Consider the following 20965-nt stretch of genomic DNA (forward strand, 5'->3'; position numbering starts at 1 on the left):
CCCTATATGTTGTGGTGACCCGCTGAACCCACCGTGGTCTTCTTCACCCCGCTACGCACTCCGAAACCGGAAGAGCCCCTTAACCCTAAAAAAGCGCGTCCCGCCGCAGCGATGCACGGGACGCGCTTTTCTTTGTTGGGGTGGCACTCCCAGGTTTGGGTTCAGTGGGGTTTGGGTTCAGTGGGGCTAGTGACTGCGGTTATGTTAGCGACGGCGGGCCAATGCGAGTTACTGACTGCGTTTATGTCAAAAATGGTCCGAAAAATGGCCTGAAAGTGTCATAAACTCACACAGTTTCACATCTGCAGCCCATAGTTCTTGGAGTTGTCAGTTTTCGTGGCTACGCAGCAAAAAATGTGCCCACCAGCGATACGCCAAGCGGACACACTTTTGCTGCCTTCCCCTCCCCCCCCTGCTCAGGAGCTTCCTGAGCTTACGGTTTGTCTACTCCTTGCGCTTCTTGTTCTGGTAGACAATCGCGCCTGCGATGCCGATAAACACGGCGACCACTGCCACAACGGTGCCAATAACCAGCGGGCTCATGCCCCCGTCTTCCATGTCCGACGAGGATGCGGATGCCTGAGAATCCGTATCCGAGGAGTCAGATTCCTTCGACGCATCTTCTGACGAGTCCTTTGACGTTTCCTGTTCCGACTCTCCCTTGGCCAGAATCGGCTTATCGGATGGAGTCGGGCCGTTCTTGTCAGTCGGTCGCCAGTCAGGCCCCTTAGTTGGCTTGTTGTCCAGGAGGAATGCGAGCTGGAACGGCTGATCGATGCCACTGACCTCTTCATCCGGGCGATAGTTAGCCATGCGGACAGTCGCGTAGTAGTAGCCCGCGTTGGCTACAGGTCGTCCTCCAACATTAGATTCTCGGTTGTTGTATTCGACCGGACGATCTGTTGACAAGTTCAGGTCCTCGGAATCCTGATAAAAGTGCATTGTTCCATCCGCCACGGAAACCTCGAATGGATTCAACAGCGCAACTCCCATGGAATCGGCATTATCGCGCTCCGAATTTCCAGTGCGGGCAGCAATCACTGGTCGCTGACCCCACTCGACAGGGATCTTGTAGAACTTCTGTTCACCGGGCACGATTGTGTCAGAGATGGTATCCCCAGATTTAACTTCCGGCGCTTGGGCTGCGTTATTGCCACCGTTTACGGGCTTGGCCTCTCCAAAAGTGGCCTTTTTGTAGGCTTTGTCCCCAGTCGAGGAAGACCGTCCTTCATGTAGCTTGTCAGCATCCTGCTTCTTCAGCACTGGCTCAAACTGGACGCTAACCTCGACCTTCACCGGTTCATCACGATAGTCCGCTACTGAATCACCGTCATAGACCCACACGTTATTTGCGACGAGCCACTTGGTTTGATCGCAACTGGATTCGATGCGGTCACTATCCCATGCAAGAATGCTTGCATCAGCCGAAGTTGGAGTCCACGAATCGGCACTAGCTTCGGCGCCAGTCAGCGACCCCATACGACCGTCGTCCTGGCATTTTCCGCCAGTTTCATTGATGATTTCGTCAACTTCAGTTCGGACATCCTGCTGGCCCTTACCCTCAGCATCGATATTCGCTAACACCTTTGAGGTAACAATCGCGTTGTGTCCCTTCGGCACTGCGATTCGGTAGTAGAGCGGGGTGCGATCGTGCTGGGCAACCTCTGGCACTAGCGTCGTCTGGTACTTGCCCTCGCCGAGCCATTTCGCGCCTTCCTTAGTCTCGGAGAACTCGAAAGGAGTACCCGTGGTTTCGTAGCCCTGCACTGACCGCTGAGTTAAGAACTTCATGTGGTCTGCGAGCTGGGTGGCATCGTCCGCAGTCATGCTTTGACCGCCAGTTGCCTGCGCAACACACTCAAGCTCAGCGCGAGCCTCTTCATCGACCTTGAATCCCACGGTGTGAATCGTCAGGCCAACACCCTGCCCCGCCAATTCTTTCGCAACCTCACACACCGGTGGCGGTGCGCACGTGTCAATTCCATCGGAAACCAAGATGATTGATCGCTCCCCGTCTGGGCCTAACTCATCAGCGGCCTTACGCAGTGCATTGCCAATCGGCGTGTAGCCCTTGGCCTGCAGCCCGGCAATCCTGCTCTTCAGACCTTCTTTGTCGACCTTTTGAACCGGAGACAGCACCTCGATGTCTTGACAACCACGCTCGCGGTTGGATTCATCACTGGATTCGCGCTGGCCATAAACAAGCATGCCAAGCAGCGCATCATCCGGGAGGGAGTCAATCAGCTCCGTGGATGCGCGCTTTGCCGCATCGAGGCGGGTGCCTCCGGCGTCGTCGGCAAGCATCGAGCCAGACAGATCCATGATTAGCTCTGCTTTTGCTTCGCCCGTACCCCCTTCGCCCGTAGGAGCGGGCTGTTCCACCCCGGACGGCGAAGGCGAATCTTGGGCTGCCGCCACCGGAGCCGGAATCGCACTAAACCCAATCGTCCACGCAGCCAACAACAGAGTGACAACGATGGTTACTCTTAGGCGCTTTGAACTACTTGACGAAAAACTATCTTTAAAAAAGTCTTGAACTACCACCATCACAGCGCCTCAAACTGTTTTCCCAACTACAAAAATCAATCGTGTTGGTAGTTTTTCACAGTGACCCCGGTCACGCTAGAGATGTTTTTAACGGCTAAACAAATGCCATCTGAACAATTCATGAACCATGAGAAAACGACACAGCCGTTGAGGAACCAGCAAAGCAAAAACGCAGCCCCTGACCAGCGAATACTAAACAGGGGCTGCGAAAGTACTAATTCTTGTAACCACTATTAAATTTTTCTTAGCCGACCTACGCCGAAACTAAGCCTCAACGAGCTTGTAAATCCAACCGTGGGTATCCTCAACCTCGCCGTGCTGGATACCGGTCAGGCGCTCGCGCAGCTTCATAGTCCACTCGCCCGTCTCGCCGCCGTTGACCTCAAACTCGCCCTCAGCGGACTTCACAAAACCGACCGGGGTGATGACTGCGGCAGTACCGCAGGCGAATGCCTCGCTCATAACACCGGAGGTGGCATCATTCTTCCATTCCTCGGTGGAAATGCGACGCTCCTCGACATTCATGCCCAGATCCTGAGCAGCCTGCAGCAGCGATGCCCGAGTAATGCCCGGCAGCAGCGAACCAGACAGCTCTGGAGTCACCAGCCGAACACCAGCCTCAGCATTCTCATCCGGGTAGATAAACGCCAGGTTCATGCCGCCCATCTCCTCGATGTACTTGCGCTCGACAGCGTCCAGCCACACAACCTGGTCGCAGCCCTTTTCCTCTGCCTGCTGCTGAGCCGCCAGCGAAGCTGCGTAGTTACCTGCGAACTTCGCAGCACCGGTGCCGCCCGGCGCGGCACGCACGTACTCGTGGGAGATCCACACGGTCACCGGGTTAATGCCACCGGAGAAGTACGCGCCGGCAGGTGAAGCGATCAGCAGGAAGGTGTAAGAGTTCGACGGGTGCACGCCCAGGGTGCTCTCGGTGGAGAACATGATTGGACGCAGGTACAGGGATTCTTCGCCACCAGCTGGCGGCACCCATGCTGCATCGGCTTCAACCAGTAGGCGAATTGCCTCGAGGAAGGTCTCCTCCGGCAGCTGCGGCATTGCAATGCGGTCAGCGGAGCGCTGGAAGCGACGGGCGTTCTGCTCCGGGCGGAAAGTAACAATGGAACCATCCGGCATGCGATACGCCTTCAGGCCCTCAAAAATCGACTGCCCGTAATGCAGGACCGAAGAAGACGGCTGCATTTCAATCGAACCGTATGCCTGCAGCTTGGCGTCATGCCAGCCCTTGTCTGCAGTCCAGTCAATTCGGACCATGTGGTCGGTGAAGTGCTTACCAAAACCAGGGTTGCCCAGAATCTCCTCGCGCTCGGCATCAGAGAGTGGATTCGGGTTACGTTCGATTGCAAATTCCAAAGCAGACATGTCTTTCATCCTAAACCGTCGAGGACCGAGTCGTATCAATACTCGCCCCCGAAAGACCGTGTTAGTCAGGGCAATGTCAGCGTCGCGGGCACTAGGCGCGGGTACATTCCAATAGTCGTGGCGCTGGCTCGTCAGTCCGCTGTCCAGGGGTGAAGGACACGAACCGGCAAATAGGGATACGGTGGTGTACCACATAGTACGACTACAAGGAGATGCAACTACATGTCAGTCCCCGCTAACAATGATTCGGCACAGCTCGGCGCTTCTCGCAACGCCGCTGTTTTGTCCAATTACCTGCCGGCTATCGGCACTCGCGTGGTCATCGCTGCCGACAACTCTCTGCCCGCGGACGCCGACGCGGTCCTCGTCGCGCTTATCGACGGCGAGGATGGCCTCGAGCTGGTCGCACCCGAGGCCATCGGTTCGGTTGCAGAGCAGCTGCTCGCCTCCTTTGAGGCAGTCTCCGCCAGCGCTAAGGCCGAGTCCGTGACCACCATCCCGGCTCCTGCGGGCCTGGATGTCGACAGTGTCACGGGCGTTGGCGTGGGTTCTGAGGACCTGGATGCCGAGGACATCCGCCGTGCCTGCGGCGCCGCTGCGCGCCGTATGACCAAGGCCAAGGTGGTCTTTAACACTCTCGGCGCCATCGATCCGCAGGCTGCAGCCGAGGGCTTTGCGCTGGGCGCTTACGCTTACTCCGGTCAGAAGAGCGACGAAGAAAGCAACGAGGCCACCCAGAAGGTGGTTGTGTTGGGCGCTGATGACGACGTCGTAAAGCGCGCTTCGGCAATTGTAGATGCCGTTGCCACCGCGCGTGACTTCGTCAATACAGCATCGTCGCACCTCTACCCCGAGACGTTTGCTGACGCTGCTGCAGCGCTAGGCCGTGACGCGGGGCTCGAGGTCGAGGTGCTTGACGACGACGCTCTGCGCGCCGGCGGTTTCGGAGGCCTCAATGCCGTGGGTGGTGGATCCTCGCGCGGGCCACGCCTGGTGCGCCTGATCTGGAAGGGCGATGAGTCGGCAGAGAATTCGCTGGGCCTGGTCGGTAAGGGCATCACCTTTGATACTGGCGGTATTTCGCTGAAGCCGGGCGCCAGCATGGAGAACATGATCTCCGATATGGGCGGCGCTGCGGCTGTTATTGCCACAGTCGTCCTGGCTGCTCGCCTAGGTGTATCCACCCCGGTGACCGCAACTGTTCCAATGGCGGAGAACATGCCGGGTGGTAAGGCGTACCGTCCGGGCGACGTCATTACGCAGTACGGCGGTAAGACCATTGAGATTCTGAATACCGACGCTGAGGGCCGCCTCGTACTCGCAGACGCCATTGTCCGCGCCTGCGAAGACAAGCCGACTCACCTGATTGACACCGCTACCCTGACCGGTGCGCAGCTGGTCGCTCTTGGCGAGCGCACCCCGGGCGTCCTGGGTAACGACGAGTTCCGTGACCGTGTTGCAGAGCTGTCTCAGAGCATTGGTGAAAATGGTTGGGCAATGCCGATTCCAGTTGAGCTAGCAGAGGCCCTGAAGTCGCCGGTGGCTGACCTGCGGAATGTCACGAACTCTCGCTTTGGCGGTATGAGTGTTGCAGCTGCATACCTGCGCGAATTCGTTGGCGAGGATGTTGAATGGGTTCACATCGACGTTGCCGGTCCGGCCTTCAACACCACCGGGGAGTATGGTTATACCCCGAAGCGGGGCACTGGTGTTCCGGTTCGGACGATGTTCTCTGTGATTGAGGATTTGGCAACGAAGTAGCCGGTCATCCGACTGCGCCCCGCCCGGCTGGAATCCTGGCTGGAATGAGCTATTCCACGCACCAGTCGAAAGCGGGCGCAGCCCACGGGGCAAGCAGAGTTTTCAACCTGTAAGCTAATTTGTAATAACCGTCTTAAAACGAGATTTCTTAACTTTTCGAGGAGTGCACAAACATGGCGACCTCTATTGAGATGCCGGAGCTCGGTGAATCAGTTACCGAAGGCACCATTACCACCTGGCTGAAGAAGGTCGGCGACACCGTCGAGGTCGACGAACCGTTGCTCGAGGTTTCCACCGACAAGGTCGACACCGAAATTCCATCTCCGGTCGCCGGTGTTCTCACCGAGATTCTCTTTGAAGAAGACGACACCGTCGATGTTGGCGAGGTCATCGCAAAGGTCGGCGAGCCGGGCGAAGAGCCGGAAGGCGCTGACGATTCCGCTGAGGAGACCGAGGAAGAGGCTCCGAAGGAAGACGCTGAAGAGCCAAAGAAGGAAGCACCGAAGGCTGCCTCCGGTTCCGCTACTGACGTTGAGATGCCGGAGCTCGGCGAATCCGTCACCGAAGGCACGATTACCACTTGGCTGAAGAAGGTCGGCGACACCGTCGAGGTCGACGAACCGTTGCTCGAGGTTTCCACCGACAAGGTCGACACCGAAATTCCTTCCCCAGTCGCAGGCACCCTGCTCGAGGTCCTCTACGACGAAGACGACACCGTTGACGTCGGCGAAGTCATCGCTCGCGTTGGCGATGCAGACGCTGCTCCGGCCGCCAAGGAAGAGGCCGAGGAGGCATCTGCCGCAGTCGAGAAGGACGAGGAGCCAGTAAAGGCTAACGAGGAGACTGAGGAAGACTCCACTGACGTTGACGCTGGCGACGCTACTGACGTTGAGATGCCGGAGCTCGGCGAATCCGTCACCGAAGGCACCATCACCACCTGGCTGAAGAAGGTCGGCGACACCGTCGAGGTCGACGAGCCACTGCTCGAGGTTTCCACCGACAAGGTCGACACCGAAATTCCTTCCCCAGTCGCAGGCACCCTGCTCGAGGTCCTCTACGACGAAGACGACACCGTTGACGTCGGCGAGGTCATCGCTCGCGTTGGCAGTGGCCAGCCAAAGAAGGCTGCACCGAAGAAGGAAGCTCCAAAGGCTGAATCCAAGCCGGAGCCAAAGAAGGAAGAGCCAAAGGCAGAGTCCAAGCCGGAGCCAAAGAAGGAAGAGCCGAAGAAGGAGACTCCGAAGGCTGAGGCTCCGAAGGCTGAATCCAAGCCTTCCGCTAACAAGGACGTTCCTTACGTCACCCCGCTGGTCCGCAAGCTGGCTGACAAGCACGGCGTTGACCTGACTAAGGTCGAGGGCTCTGGAATCGGCGGCCGCATTCGTAAGCAGGATGTTCTGCGCGCTGCCGAGGGCGGCCAGGAGACTACTGCTGAGTCCGGCTCCAACTGGTCCACCAAGGGCGTTCGCCCTGAGCTCGCTGAGCTGCGCGGCACCACCCAGCGTGTCAACCGCATCCGCGAGATCACCGCTGCCAAGACCCTCGAGTCTCTGCAGACTTCCGCACAGCTGACCCAGGTCCACGAGGCCGATATGACTGCCATCTGGGATTTGCGCGCTACTAAGAAGGCTGAGTTCGAGAAGAAGCACGGCGCAAAGCTGACCTTCCTGCCATTCTTTGCAAAGGCAATCGTTGAGGCTCTGGTCAGCCACCCGAACGTCAACGCTTCCTGGAACGAAGAGACCAAGGAGATTACCTACCACGAGCAGGTCAACCTGGGTATCGCTGTCGATACCGAGCGTGGTTTGCTCTCCCCGGTCATCCACAACGCTCAGGATATGTCCCTGCCGGAGCTGGCTGCTGCTATTGCGGACATCGCAGACCGCGCTCGCAACAACAAGCTGACCCCGAACGACCTGTCCGGCGGCACCTTCACCATTACCAACATCGGCTCCGAGGGCGCTCTGACCGACACTCCGATTCTGGTTCCGCCGCAGGCCGCAATGGTCGGCACCGGCGCGATTAAGAAGCGCGCAGTAGTCGTCACCGAGAATGAGGCAGATGCCATTGGTATTCGCGCCATGGTCTTCCTGCCAATTACCTACGATCACCGCCTGATCGACGGCGCTGATGCAGGTCGCTTCATGACGACCGTTGTTGACCGCCTCGAGGTTGCTAACTTCGAATCGGATCTGCAGCTCTAAGCAGCTTGCTCCCCTCCTGGGGTAGTAGCGCCGCGGGAATCTAGCTGGCTTGCTAGCAGGAGGTTCTGCCTCTTCCCTGCCCGCGTTAGTCGCACTTTGCGGCTGACGCGGGTATTTCTTTTGCCGCATTCGTCCCGCAGTTGAACCTAATCAGCGATTCCTTCAAATGCGCAGGCCCCCTATTCTTGGCTAGTGCTCAGATTTCACGTAGCCACACATAGCTAGCAAAGGCTCCATCGGCACAAAGAATTAACGTGCTGTTATTGCGCCGTTAAGCCATTAGCAGACAGCGGGAGGGTCGAACCGAAAGCAAAGCTGCAAGTAGCAAATGCGCATACTTTTTGTCCTGCCGAAATGCGAGAACACCACACACCCCCGCACACAGTTCCGGCTATCGCTTTCAGCTACACCGACGAGAGCTGAAGATAGCGATAATTAAATTCATTATTTGTTAACCTCGCCGTCACCTAGTTAGCAATTAGCCTTTACCAATCTAAGAAATCATTAGACAGCAGGCTTCTTTGGCGTGCCTATTTTTGCTCTCTGTACGTAACTTAGAAAGGTGGAGCATGTCCTCGGCTCCAGCGAATACTAGTTCGTCGACCGGGACCACATCATCTGAGCAATCGAGCTCCTCAGATAAGTGGTGGCACCTCTTCTTCGGCGGGCTTCTCGCAATCAACATCGTAATTTTTGTCTTCTGGGCTTATGACTTTGTGGGCCCGCAGGCAAATACGGCAATCCTTCTGATTACCATCGCGTTCGCCGTCTTCATGGCGTTCAACATCGGCGGTAACGACGTTGCTAACTCCTTCGGTACTTCAGTCGGTGCCGGCACCCTGAGCATGAAGCAGGCGCTTGTTGTCGCTTCAGTCTTTGAGGTTTCGGGCGCCGTCCTCGCTGGTGGCGAGGTTACTGACACCGTCCGTTCCGGCATTGTGGACCTGAACGCAATCCACGGTTTGGACCCGATGGAGTTCGCCTTCATCATGATGTCCGCGCTTCTCGGCGCGGCAGTGTGGCTCCTCGTTGCCACCCGCATGGGTTGGCCAGTCTCCACTACCCACTCCATCGTCGGCGGTATCGTCGGTGCCGCACTGACGGTCGGTTTCATCACCGGCAAGGGTGGCTGGAGCATGGTCCAGTGGGATCAGATTGGTCAGATCGCCGTTTCCTGGGTCCTCTCTCCGCTCCTCGGCGGTTTGGTCGCGTTCCTCCTGTTCGGCGGCATTAAGAACTCGATTCTCGTCTACAACGACAAGGCTTCCAAGCAGCTGCAGGCCATCCACCAGGAAAAGGCGGACCTCAAGGCGCAGCACCGCGACGACTTCGAAAAGCTCCCTGAGCACGATCAGATCTCGTACACCAACGCGATGCTTCGCGACGCTACGACGATGCGTGACAACGACTGGACTCCGGATGACCTGGAGTCTGAGTACTTCCGCAAGCTCGTCCACATCGAATCCAAGGTTGATGATGTCCGCGCTCACCGTGCGCTGGAAGCTTGGGTTCCTGGTCTAGCAGCCCTGGGCTCTATTGTCATCTCCGCGATGATGCTGTTCAAGGGTCTGAAGAACCTTCACCTAGGGCTTTCCAGCCTGGACAACTTCCTGATTATGGGCATGATCGCCACCGCAGTGTGGCTTGCCGTTTACATCTTCGCGCGTACTTTGAAGCGTCAGGATTTGGATCGTTCCACCTTCCTGCTGTTCAGCTGGATGCAGGTCTTCACCGCTGCTGCGTTCGCTTTCTCCCACGGCTCGAACGACATCGCTAACGCGCTTGGCCCGTTCGTGGCAATTCTGGATGTTCTCCGTACCAACGAGATCTCTTCCGAGTCCGGCGTCCCGCTGGCAGTCATGACCACCATGGGTGTCGCTCTCATCTCCGGTCTGTGGTTTATCGGCCGCTTCGTTATCAAGACCGTCGGATCCGGCCTGACTGAGATTCACCCAGCATCGGGTTTTGCCGCAGAGCTTTCCGCTGCTGTGGTCGTTATGATTGCTTCCCTGCTGGGTCTGCCGGTTTCCTCCACCCACATTCTGATTGGTGCCGTTCTCGGTGTCGGTATCGTTAACCGTGCCGCTAACTGGAACCTGATGAAGCCGATTGGTTTGGCCTGGGTTATTACCCTTCCGGCCGCTGCAGGTATCTCGGCAATCACCGTTTCCATCCTCCGCGTCGTCTTCGGCTAAGCCCACAAAAGCACGCCACTTTTACCCCGGCGGTCACTTTCTAGTGACCACCGGGGTATTTTTACGTCTGGCGCTATCCAAGTAAGTTTGGCGCTATCCAAGTAACAAGTAATCTGAGGCCTACAGAATTTCGGCGTATCCTATAGGCCACCATGACTGCCCCAAGAAAACCTTTTACTCGCGCAGATAAATCCATTCGGGAATCAAGCTCCGACATCGAGATTCAACATCTCGGCCTTGTCGACTACGAAGAGACCTGGCACCTACAGGCAGACCTTGCTGCCAAGCGTGCGAAAGACCTAATTCCAGATCAGGTTCTCGTGCTTGAGCACCCGAGTCTTTACACAGCAGGAAAGCGCACCCAGCCGGAGGACCGTCCTACCAATGGGTTGCCGGTCGTCGATGTCGACCGCGGTGGCCGCATCACCTGGCACGGCCCGGGCCAGCTTGTGATGTATCCCATCATCAAGCTCGCTCAGCCGGTCGATGTGGTGGACTACGTCCGCAGACTGGAAGAAGCCCTCATTCAAACCGTTCGCCGAGCCGGCATCGCGGCTGCTGGCCGCATCGATGGCCGCTCGGGGGTATGGGTTCCCGCATCAAACGGACTGAGCGACCGAAAGATTGCGGCACTGGGAATCCGCGTGACCCATGGTGTAACCATGCACGGACTCAGTCTGAACTGCGACAACTCTATGGAGTTCTACAACTACATCATCCCGTGTGGCATCTCCGACGCTGGAGTGACCACCCTATCCCGGGAGCTTGACCGAGATGTTAGCGTGTCAGAGATGACAGAGTCGCTTCTGGCAGATTTGCAAGATGCTTTGGAAGGCCGTTTGACCGTTGCCGACCATTCCTTCGGCTCCGCGCCCGACCCCACGAAGGACCTGCCACACCGGGTGAAGCACAACTCCACCACCGGCATATTCGAGTACTCATCAACAAAAGAGTAGGATGAAACTGTGACTGTTAAGCCAGAAGGACGTAAGTTACTGCGCGTCGAGGCACGAAATGCCGAGACCCCTATCGAGAACAAGCCCCGGTGGATTCGCAACCAGGTTCGTCCGGGCCCCAGCTACAAGGACATGAAAAACCGTGTCTCGGGTGCCTCTTTGCACACGGTCTGTCAGGAGGCTGGCTGCCCGAACATTCACGAATGTTGGGAAGACCGCGAGGCCACCTTCCTCATCGGCGGCGATAAGTGCACCCGCCGCTGCGACTTCTGCCAGATTAACTCAGCCAAGCCCGACCCATTGGATAAGGATGAGCCGCGTCGTGTTGCGGAATCCGTCCGCGAGATGGGTCTTCGTTACGCCACTATCACCGGTGTCGCCCGCGACGATCTGCCCGACGGTGCATCCTGGCTCTACGCTGAGACCTGCCGCCAGATCCACGAACTCAACCCGAATACCGGAGTCGAGCTCCTTGTCGATGACTTCCGTGGCGACGAATCTGCAGCACAGCAGGTATTCGACGCCAAGCCCGAGGTTTTCGCCCACAACTTGGAAACGGTGCCGCGCATCTTCAAGCGCATCCGCCCCGCATTCCGCTACGAGCGTTCCTTGGAACTCATCACTCGCGCTCGCGAAGCTGGGCTAGTTACCAAGTCCAACCTCATCCTGGGCATGGGCGAATCCTACGACGAGATCATCTCCGCTATGCAAGATTTGCACGATGCCGGCTGCGATATTCTGACAATCACTCAGTACCTCCGCCCCACTCCACTGCACCATCCAATTGAACGTTGGGTTAAGCCAGAGGAGTTCGTCAAACTCTCCAAGACCGCTGAAGAGATGGGCTTTGCCGGCGTCATGTCCGGCCCGCTGGTCCGCTCTTCCTACCGCGCTGGCCGACTCTACGCCCGCGCACTGGCGCACCGCGGTCAGGAACTGCCTGCGCATCTGTCCGCGCTTGCCGACGACAACGACAACAACCTCGCGCTTCAGGAAGCCTCGACTCTGCTCGACCGCTATGGCGCATCGGAGGATACGCCAGTCACTTCGACTATTCCGGCTTCCTAGAGGCCGACGGCCGCAGCGCCGTCGTAAAGCGAAACGGCGCTACGGCGCGGTCTATTGCCTAAAACTACATCGCATGCCCTAAAGTTGGTGATTATGGCGACCAATGATGCGAAAGAAATGAAGAAGGCGAACCGCGCCGCCAAGCGCGCTCAGCGTAAGCAGACTCGTAGCCAGATGTGGCAGGCGTTTAAGCTGCAGCGCTCGCGGGACAACAAGCTCGTGCCTTACATGGCGCTGGGCTTCTTCGGTCCAATTATCCTGCTGTTACTGCTTGGTCTGCTCATTGGTGGAGTCTGGCCCTGGGTTCTGACGATTATTGGTATCTCGATCGGCTTTATGGTCGCGATGTACATCTTCTCTAAGCGTCTTGAGGCGTCCTTCTACACAGAGGCGGAAGGCCAGGCCGGCGCTGCGGCGTGGACGCTGGACAATATGCGTCAGGGCGTTGGCTATGTCTGGCACGTCAAGACCGGTGTTGTCGCTAATCAGCACATGGATGCTGTTCACCGTGTTATTGGTAACGCCGGTGTTGTGCTGGTCGGTGAAGGTGATCCGAACCGCGTCAAGCAGATGATTGCTCGTGAGAAGAAGTCGCTGGCACGCATTGCGGGCGAAGCGCCGATTTACGACATGATTGCTGGTAGCGACGAGGGCCAGGTCCCGCCGAAGAAGCTGCAGCGCGAACTCATGCGTTTGCCGCGCAACCTGAATAAGGATCAGGCCAACGCTCTGAATGAGCGCATCCAGTCGATGGACCGTATTCGCGATGCGCGCGCGAACATGCCCAAGGGTCCAATGCCGAAGGGCGCTAACCCACAGGCCGGCATGAACCGTCGTGCGCGCCGTGCCGCCAATCGCGGCAAGAAGCACTAGAGGTTTTAGCTAGGTTTCACCAGGGTCGGTTGCTCGGGCAACCCGCCGAGGGGCAATCTAGGTTGAAGCAGAAAAAAGGGGCTTTCGGGCCCCCTTTTTTTGTGCTTTAAAGCTTTAAAACGATGCCTAAAGCCATGTCTTCACACACAGTTATTGATGTCTTGTTGAAGTGATTGCTCTCACTTATCACGCTGTCAGCAAAGGTCGTATCCTTGCTGGAAACAATGCTTAATGAAGATTACTGCTAGTTGTGCCACCATGGGATATGTGCAACTCTTGGCTGAAAATGAACTCTTAGCGCTTCTAGTGATTTTGTTTCTTGGCCTGGCAATTGGCCAGATCAAGATCTTCGGCTTCAAGCTTGGCGTGGCTGCCGTCCTCTTCGTCGGCCTTATCCTCGCGACTATTGAGCCGGAAATTCAAATCTCCCCGTTGATTTACATCGTGGGCCTGGCATTATTCGTCTACACCATCGGGTTGGAGGCGGGCCCCGAGTTCTTCAGCTCGTTACGCTCGCGCGGTATCAAGCACAACCTGTTCGGCATTGGTGTGCTCGCAGTTGTCACTATCGAGTCTTTCTTGCTGATCAAGTTTTTGCCTATCTACCCGGTGGAGGGCGCAGGCGCCTTCACAGGCGCCCTGACCAACACCCCGGCTATGGCCGCAATCGTCGATGCTCTTCCTAGCCTCATTTCGGATAAGGGCGAGCTGGCCGCTGCCCACGATATGCCGGTGATTGGTTACTCCCTGGCCTACCCAATCGGCGTGCTGGCAGTGATTGCCTCTATCGGTATTATGTCGAAGGTCTTCCGCGTCGATCACGACCAGGAAGCTATTGACGCAGGTGTCGCCGCGCTTCCGCTACATACTCGGGACATCAAGATTCTCAAGGACGACCTGCCTTCCATCACTGACCTTCCGTCGAAGTTCGGTTTGGACATTACGGTTTCGCGCATTGAGTACAAGGGCCACCTCTACATTCCGTCTCCGGGTGACACTGTCTCCGTCGGCGATATTATTTCCGTCGTCGGTACAGAGGAAGAAATTGCTCGTGCCGCCGAGTACATTGGCGAGCTTATGCCGGGTGATCCGACACACGACGGTCGCCTGGACTTCCGTCGCATCTTCGTCTCTGCATCTGACGTGGTCGGTGTACCCATTGCGGAACTTCAGACTCGCATGGACGGCATAATCATTACGCGTATTCGCCGCGGCGACCACGACATCGTCGCAGAGCCAAACATGCGCCTAGAGCTTGGTGATCGCGTCCGCGTAGTTGCACCGCCAGAGAAAATCAAGGACGCAACAAAGTTCTTCGGCGACTCCTACAAGAAGCTTTCCGACGTCAACCTCTTGCCCCTCACCCTTGGGCTTACGCTGGGTGTCTTGGTGGGTCTCATCAAGATTCCGCTTCCGGGCGGCAGCTCGCTCGCCCTGGGGTCCGCTGGTGGTCCACTGGTTGTGGCGCTGATTCTGGGTGCTGTCGGTCGCACTGGCCCGTTGGTCTGGCCTATCCCCTACTCGGCCAACCTGGCGTTCCGCACCATGGGTCTAGCACTGTTCCTGGCAGGTATCGGCACCACTGCCGGTAAGGGATTCCAGGCTGCGTTGTCTGACCCGGCGTCACTGACAGTTCTGGGTCTTGCCGCCATCATCGCGTTTAGCTCCGCACTGTTGACCCTCATTGTCGGTCACCGTGTGCTGAAGATTCCATTCGGCCAAACTGCGGGTATCCTCTCGGGCTTGCAGACTCACCCGGCAGTGCTCTCATACGTCAACGACCAGGCCAAGAACGAGTTGCCGGCAATGGGATACACAACGGTGTATCCAATGGCCATGATCATGAAGATTATTCTCGCCCAGGTCCTGGTCGTGTTGGTGCTATAGCGCTAACCCAAAATGACGGCCGTGCCAGTGGCACGGTCGTGCATGCCGCGCATATCCGAGTCGGTGATTGCTGGCGGCAGCAAGAAAAGAGTAAGCAAGCTGCGGAAGAAGGCACGAACAAAGCCAACTCGCTCGCCGGGCTTGTCCACGCGAGCGACACCCATCTTCATCATCCACTGGCCCGGAGTGCGGGCGAACAGCCAAACCGACACCGTGCCAATAATGAGGAAGACAACTGGCGAATAGGTCGCAAGGAATGACTGCCAGGCGATAAACGAATCCCCGAACTGGTCAATCTGCGCCTCGCTCGGGCCGAAGAACATCGAAAAAGCGCCGGCAATCATCAAGGAAATAATCCAGTCAATGAGAATGCCGCCGACGCGACGCATCAACGTCGCTTGCGATCCTGGGCCATCGGGGGCAAGACCCAATGCCTGGCCGGGATAGTCCGAGAGCTTGTCCGGATTATCGAACTCTCCCGGAATCTGAGGGCCATCTAGCCAACTGTGCTTTTCTTCCATGGGTTCATAGTCTAATGCAGCAATCCGGCTATCAAATCACGGGCTGGGACAGCCATTCAGCGCGTGCGGGGGTAATCCGGGGGCGATGTTGCGTCGCCTTTTCCATTTTCTTATCAGCATGGGAGCTAAAGGCGCGTCGTAAAGCGTGTGTGACGCGAATGCGCAGGATATTGCCGTGTTTCCACAAACAGATAACTTACTCCCTATTTGCGTAACCCATTCCGTATTGGCGAATTCCTCACGCGCCATGCCAGAAATTCGTGGTTCTAATTCCAGAATGAATGCGTGGTTCGTTAAGCTTGAAGGCGTCAACCGGCCAGTCCTTGACAGCGCGGCAGGTGCACGAAACAGCGTGCAAGAATTCCCTGCTGCGTACTAAACAAGGCCAACTAAGGAGACCGCACATGTCCTTCAAAACTCCCGAGGAAGTAGTCGCGTATATCAAGGAAGAGGGCGTCGAGTTCGTAGACGTCCGCTTCACGGATGTTCCCGGCATCGAGCAGCACTTCACCATCCCGGCATCCGCATTTGACGAGGACGCGATGGCCGAAGGCCTGGCATTCGACGGTTCCTCGATTCGTGGTTTCACTTCCATCGACGAGTCCGACATGGCACTGCTGCCCGACCTGAGCACCGCGCGCATTGACCCGTTCCGCAAGGCAAAGACTCTGAACGTCAAGTTCTTCGTCCACGATCCGTTTACCCTCGAGCCGTTCTCCCGCGACCCGCGTAACGTCGCGAAGAAGGCGGAGGAATACCTCATCTCTACCGGCATCGCCGACACCTGCTTCTTCGGCGCTGAGGCGGAGTTTTACATCTTCGACAACGTCAAGTTCGAGACCGACACCAACCGCGGCTTCTACGAAGTTGATTCCATCGAAGGCTGGTGGAACCGCGGCAAGGACCAGAACCCGGACGGCTCTGCAAACCTGGGTTACAAGACCCGTCTGAAGGGCGGCTACTTCCCTACCGCTCCGTACGACCACTACCAGGACCTGCGCGACAAGATGTGCCTGAAGCTCGCTGACGCCGGCTTCGACCTGGAGCGCGCCCACCACGAGGTCGGCACTGGTGGCCAGCAGGAGATCAACTACAAGTTCAACACGATGTTGCACGCTGCAGACGACCTGCAAACCTTCAAGTACATCATCAAGAACACCGCCTGGGAAGAGGGCAAGTCCGTCACCTTTATGCCGAAGCCGCTGGCTGGCGACAACGGCTCGGGCATGCACGCTCACCAGTCGCTATGGAAGGACGGCAAGCCGCTGTTCCACGATGAGGCCGGTTACGCAGGCCTGTCGGACATCGCTCGCTGGTACATCGGCGGCATCCTGCACCACGCAGGTGCGGTACTGGCCTTCACCAACCCGACCCTGAACTCCTACCACCGCCTGGTCAAGGGCTTCGAGGCTCCGATTAACCTGGTCTACTCGCAGCGCAATCGCTCTGCCGCTGTTCGCATTCCGATCACCGGCTCCAACCCGAAGGCAAAGCGCATCGAGTTCCGTGCCCCGGACCCGTCGGGCAACCCGTACCTTGGCTTCGCTGCCATGATGATGGCCGGACTGGACGGCGTGAAGAACCGCATCGAGCCGCACGCTCCGGTTGACAAGGATCTCTACGAGCTCCCGCCGGAGGAAGCTGCCGACATCCCGCAGGCTCCGACCTCTCTCGAGGCCGCACTCGAGGCCCTGCGCAATGACCACGAGTTCCTGCTCGAGGGCGATGTCTTCACCGAGGACCTCATCCAGACCTACATCGACTACAAGTACGAAAACGAGATCGAGCCGGTTCGCCTGCGCCCCACTCCGCAGGAATACGAAATGTACTACGACTGCTAAAGTTTTCGCTTCACGACGGCCACAGCGAGCAGCCCCCATTGCTCCTCATGGCCGCCCAACGAGCTTGTTAGATGCCGCCTGACCACAGTTAATGTGGTCAGGCGGTTTTTCATTGCGGTCATGCTGGCTGCGGGTGCCTGGGCTCGCATACGCGCGCGTATGTGAGCACGAATTTGTGTGCGGTTCCGGGCCACTTCCCTGAACAGGGCCATACACCACCACAAAAGGGCCGCGACTCCTGCACGAGTAGAGTTGCACACTCTCCGCCCCAGTCTTATCGATGCAGTATTCACTTGTCGATGCGCTATAGCGTGGCCATAAGTGAACAGCGCATCGACAAGTGACAGGGTGGGGAGGATACCGTGCGCATAAGTGCCGGAAAGTCGTCGATAAGTGATGAAAAATCGTCGATAAGTGAAGGAAAATCATCGATAGTGCCAGAAAACTGGCCATAAGTGCGAGGGGCGCTAGGGACAACACGAGGGACGGATGCGAGGGACACCGCAAGGGGGCGGACACCAAGAGCGGATGGGGCATGCTGCGAAGGTAGAATGCCAGGCAATCACGCCCGTTGAACCAGAAATGTGTCGCAACTTAATGACATGTGACAAAGTTCATAAACGTTGATGCGTGGGAGGATAATTCACTCATCTGTAATCGTTCTCAAAAAGTATCAATTGTGCATGTCGAAGTAGTTATTACGGGCAACTTATTGACGGAAATTGGGCTCTGTCGCTGTGACCGTCGTAAAGCAGAAATGGCGTGATGAAAACTGCGTAAACGCCCCCTACGCTGTGGTTTTTCCGTATGGTGGTACGACATACCCCTCGGAAATGGCGCCTCGAGAGCCCGCGCCGAGGCGTTTTGATTGATTCTGGAGAGCATGCATCTGGAATTTCTTAGCTTCGCTCCAGAAGGCTGTCAATTGGATTAAGAACGAGTTCCCACAGCTTGAAGAGGTCCGTATCGTCGAGACCGAAGAAGAGGCCATCCGCGACTTCTCACATCCGTGCCAGTGAAGCACTCATATGCTCTCTTGGCAGGGGCTTTCTCGTCCCCGGAGGATAATCAAAGTCGCCCACTCTATACACGCTCGGGCCACGCCATTTTCTGTAATCAAGCGCGCTGTGTGTTCCAGATCCCCGCGCACTTATGCGCCTTATACTCGGGTGAAAGTGCTACAGAATCGGAAGAGAAATTGGCTAAATTTAAGTCCTTGTCGAAGACGACCATTCCAGACTTAACCATCATCGCAGGTGTCGGCTCCCTCGGTGGGAGTCCGTCTGAAGTAAGTGACGATCTCAGGTTGATTCGATCAGGCCTCCTGTACGCAGACCACATTTCAGTTCTTTCGCTGGGAACTACCCTTTTGCATCAATTCTTGAGGCTCAATGACTTGGACGACACCATGCTCATTGCATTTTTCTTCAACCAAATGTTTGAGGCTGGTGCTCTGTCTGCCGAACAAATGGAACAGTTTGAACGTGTGTTTGACGTGTTGGAGCAAATCGAAAGCCAAAAAGAAAGTGTGAATAGAAAAACTTGGAGGAAGGGGCCCCAATTCGCTGAACAGCGCAAAGTGTGGAATCAACTTCATCCAATTCTTCGTGAAATGACCGAAGGCGTTCGTAGAAACTTCAACGACATGTGGAAGTCCGCGGGTGGCGAAGAAATCGACGCTGCCGAAAAAGCGGGCATCCTGACATTTGATGACGAATGGACGAACGAGCTTTATCAACTGTTCGAGTCTGACAACCTAAAAACCAAAGCGGAATTTCTTGCAAAATCCCTCAACACATCGGGTTCAGCGATCCTTATGGACCCCATGATGCACGATTTATACAAAGCAATGCACAACGAGGGGCATCTAAACATTCCCAAGTTCAGGAAGGACAACATCAGAACCACCAAGCTGGGAACTCAAATGACTATCTCTCTGCCAAACCTGTCGGAGGCACCAGTGCCCGTCATTCTCGACGTGCGAAATCAAATTGAACCTCGCCTTCATCAGTACCGACAAAGCGTGAAGAGTCTGAATACAAAGCTCCACGAAGAGATTTTCAGCGAAAACCTTGATGAAGAAATCGAACAACTGTGGTTCGACGATGTTTTACCGCATGTGCAGGAGCTGGAAATGGCGGTTTACGACAGTAGACTAGGTGCCGTCAAAGATGGAGTCATCGCAGCTTCCAAGGGGGCTGCGGGACTCGCTGCAAATGGTGCGTTGATGTTCACAGTCGCAAACATTGAACAATTGACAAGTTCACCACTCATGCAGGGCGCTAGTCTCCTTGGCAGTGCAGTAGCAGGACTCCCTCTTACCAAGAAGGGGATGGATTCTGGGATAAAGAGCTTCCAGGAACGACAAAACCGGAAGAAGGAAGCCAAAAAAGACGGCCTCTTCTATTTAGCCAATATTAACCGGGTTGGTGCCAATTTAAACTAGGTTGATTCTTGTCCTTCAAGTTAGCCATCGCAAGGGGCTTCGATTCAGTTTGGCGATGAGCGATCTAACGTGGCACAGGCCGCGGAAGACGGCCTTGAGTTCCGTAGCGGGTCGCAGATTAGGCTACGACTGGCTTGGGGCGATGCCCCACCGCGGGGTAGCAAACTTGATGCTACGGGGTAGGTTCCTGGAGGGGCTGCGCAGGTAGAGGTCAGAGAGTTTACTGCCCCCTGCGCCCACCCTCGCCAACCCCCACGCCTCCTAAACTTGTCTCCCATGACCACTAACTCTTTCCCTCCCGCGACACTCACCGCACTAGCCAAGGCCATTGGACACACTGAGCACGGACTCACGGGTAGTGAAATCGGACATCTACTCCAACAGCTCAACATGTTCGACCCCGGTGAAATCACGAAGTGGAAACGCCTGGAAGCCTCTTTTACCCACTCCCAAAACACCCGAAGAAACGCTGACCGCATAGTCACGTTTCTCACTCATGCTTTCGACCCCGCCCGCTACGTGAGTGACCCGGAACTGTTCGACACGCGACGCAGACTCGTTCGCCCCGTACTCGTGCTCCACGGCCTCAAAGTAGGCGCCTCTGGCAAGGTTGTGCGGACCAAGGGCGCGTCGTCGCTGTCGGACGTACAGCGGCTAACTAATACCGTGCGCGAAGAACTCACCCGTCGCGGCACCCACGAAAAAGTCCTCGCCCACTGCGAGGAGGAGATTCTTCGCCACGGATTTCTACACGCGATCCTGGAAGCGTCAAAGTCCGTCTTCCAGCGACTACGGGACATGGTGGGACTCGACTGTGACGGTGCCGAACTGGCCGAGAAGGCATTGTCCGTCAAGAGCGGGGTGCTCGCCATCAATGGCCTCAGCAACCCCACCGAGCGCAACGAGCAGACAGGGCTATGCACCCTCGTCACCGCGATAGGTGGCCTGTACCGCAACCCTGCCGCCCACCAACCGAGGCTCAACCGAACCGTCACCGAAACGGAATTGTACGAGGCGCTTTCGCTGCTGTCGTATGTTCACCGACGACTCGACGACGCTGTTCCACGGGACTGACGGGAGGCTTGGATGGTGGTGGCGTGGGAATTGGCGACAAGGTTTCTTGGGAAATGCTGACCTGCGGATTTACGTTCGTTCAGGTCAGGGAGTTGTTCAGATGTGCCCGCGCCCAGTAAAACTCGCTTGACGACGCCCACACCACTACCCCACCTAACCGTATTGCGGTAGCGGTGTTTTTAGCTGGGACACGCTGTTTTTAGTCGGCACAT

13 protein-coding genes are annotated in these 20965 nt (G+C 56.8%); 10 read left to right on the top strand and 3 right to left on the bottom strand.

The window, feature by feature from the left end:
* Positions 1–444: 444 nt before the first annotated feature.
* Positions 445–2547: a vWA domain-containing protein gene (locus tag QP981_RS05755; protein ID WP_284857621.1), complete on the bottom strand. Its 2103-nt coding sequence runs from the start codon at positions 2545–2547 to the stop codon at positions 445–447.
* Positions 2548–2811: 264 nt separating this feature from the next.
* Positions 2812–3927 (bottom strand): branched-chain amino acid aminotransferase, encoded by a 1116-nt coding sequence (locus tag QP981_RS05760; RefSeq protein ID WP_284857622.1) that lies wholly within the window; start codon positions 3925–3927, stop codon positions 2812–2814.
* A 222-nt stretch (positions 3928–4149) separates the two neighbouring features.
* Between QP981_RS05760 and QP981_RS05765 the strand changes: the two genes are divergently transcribed.
* From QP981_RS05765 to QP981_RS05795, 7 genes are all read left to right on the top strand, one after another.
* Positions 4150–5688, top strand: coding sequence for a leucyl aminopeptidase (locus QP981_RS05765; protein ID WP_080969608.1), 1539 nt, complete (start codon positions 4150–4152; stop codon positions 5686–5688).
* 173 nt (positions 5689–5861) lie between these two features.
* Positions 5862–7892, top strand: a complete 2031-nt coding sequence (gene sucB / locus QP981_RS05770) for a 2-oxoglutarate dehydrogenase, E2 component, dihydrolipoamide succinyltransferase (RefSeq protein ID WP_016423041.1) — start codon at positions 5862–5864, stop codon at positions 7890–7892.
* 569 nt (positions 7893–8461) lie between these two features.
* Positions 8462–10087: an inorganic phosphate transporter gene (locus QP981_RS05775; RefSeq protein WP_016423042.1), complete on the top strand. Its 1626-nt coding sequence runs from the start codon at positions 8462–8464 to the stop codon at positions 10085–10087.
* A gap of 152 nt (positions 10088–10239) precedes the next feature.
* Positions 10240–11043 (top strand): lipoyl(octanoyl) transferase LipB, encoded by an 804-nt coding sequence (gene lipB / locus QP981_RS05780; protein ID WP_048732570.1) that lies wholly within the window; start codon positions 10240–10242, stop codon positions 11041–11043.
* A gap of 9 nt (positions 11044–11052) precedes the next feature.
* A complete protein-coding gene (gene lipA / locus QP981_RS05785; protein ID WP_016423044.1) occupies positions 11053–12111 on the top strand; it encodes a lipoyl synthase in 1059 nt (352 codons plus the stop codon).
* A gap of 93 nt (positions 12112–12204) precedes the next feature.
* Positions 12205–12984: a DUF4191 domain-containing protein gene (locus QP981_RS05790; RefSeq protein WP_005511046.1), complete on the top strand. Its 780-nt coding sequence runs from the start codon at positions 12205–12207 to the stop codon at positions 12982–12984.
* A gap of 267 nt (positions 12985–13251) precedes the next feature.
* On the top strand, positions 13252–14871 hold the full coding sequence (locus tag QP981_RS05795) for an aspartate:alanine exchanger family transporter (RefSeq protein WP_284857642.1): 1620 nt from the start codon (positions 13252–13254) through the stop codon (positions 14869–14871).
* Between the two features lie 2 nt (positions 14872–14873).
* On the opposite strand, the gene QP981_RS05800 is transcribed toward QP981_RS05795, so the two are convergent.
* Positions 14874–15392, bottom strand: a complete 519-nt coding sequence (locus tag QP981_RS05800; protein WP_016423046.1) for an RDD family protein — start codon at positions 15390–15392, stop codon at positions 14874–14876.
* Between the two features lie 404 nt (positions 15393–15796).
* Between QP981_RS05800 and glnA the strand changes: the two genes are divergently transcribed.
* The 3 genes from glnA (at position 15797) to QP981_RS05815 (ending at position 20753) form a co-directional block, all read left to right on the top strand.
* On the top strand, positions 15797–17233 hold the full coding sequence (gene glnA, locus QP981_RS05805; protein ID WP_048732575.1) for a type I glutamate--ammonia ligase: 1437 nt from the start codon (positions 15797–15799) through the stop codon (positions 17231–17233).
* Positions 17234–18449: 1216 nt separating this feature from the next.
* Positions 18450–19679: a hypothetical protein gene (locus tag QP981_RS05810; RefSeq protein ID WP_141739576.1), complete on the top strand. Its 1230-nt coding sequence runs from the start codon at positions 18450–18452 to the stop codon at positions 19677–19679.
* 276 nt (positions 19680–19955) lie between these two features.
* A complete protein-coding gene (locus QP981_RS05815; protein WP_070438598.1) occupies positions 19956–20753 on the top strand; it encodes a TIGR02391 family protein in 798 nt (265 codons plus the stop codon).
* The last annotated feature ends 212 nt before the right edge of the window (positions 20754–20965 follow it).

Source organism: Corynebacterium sp. MSK047, from assembly GCF_030232285.1.
GTDB classification, from domain to species: Bacteria; Actinomycetota; Actinomycetes; order Mycobacteriales; family Mycobacteriaceae; genus Corynebacterium; species Corynebacterium jeikeium_D.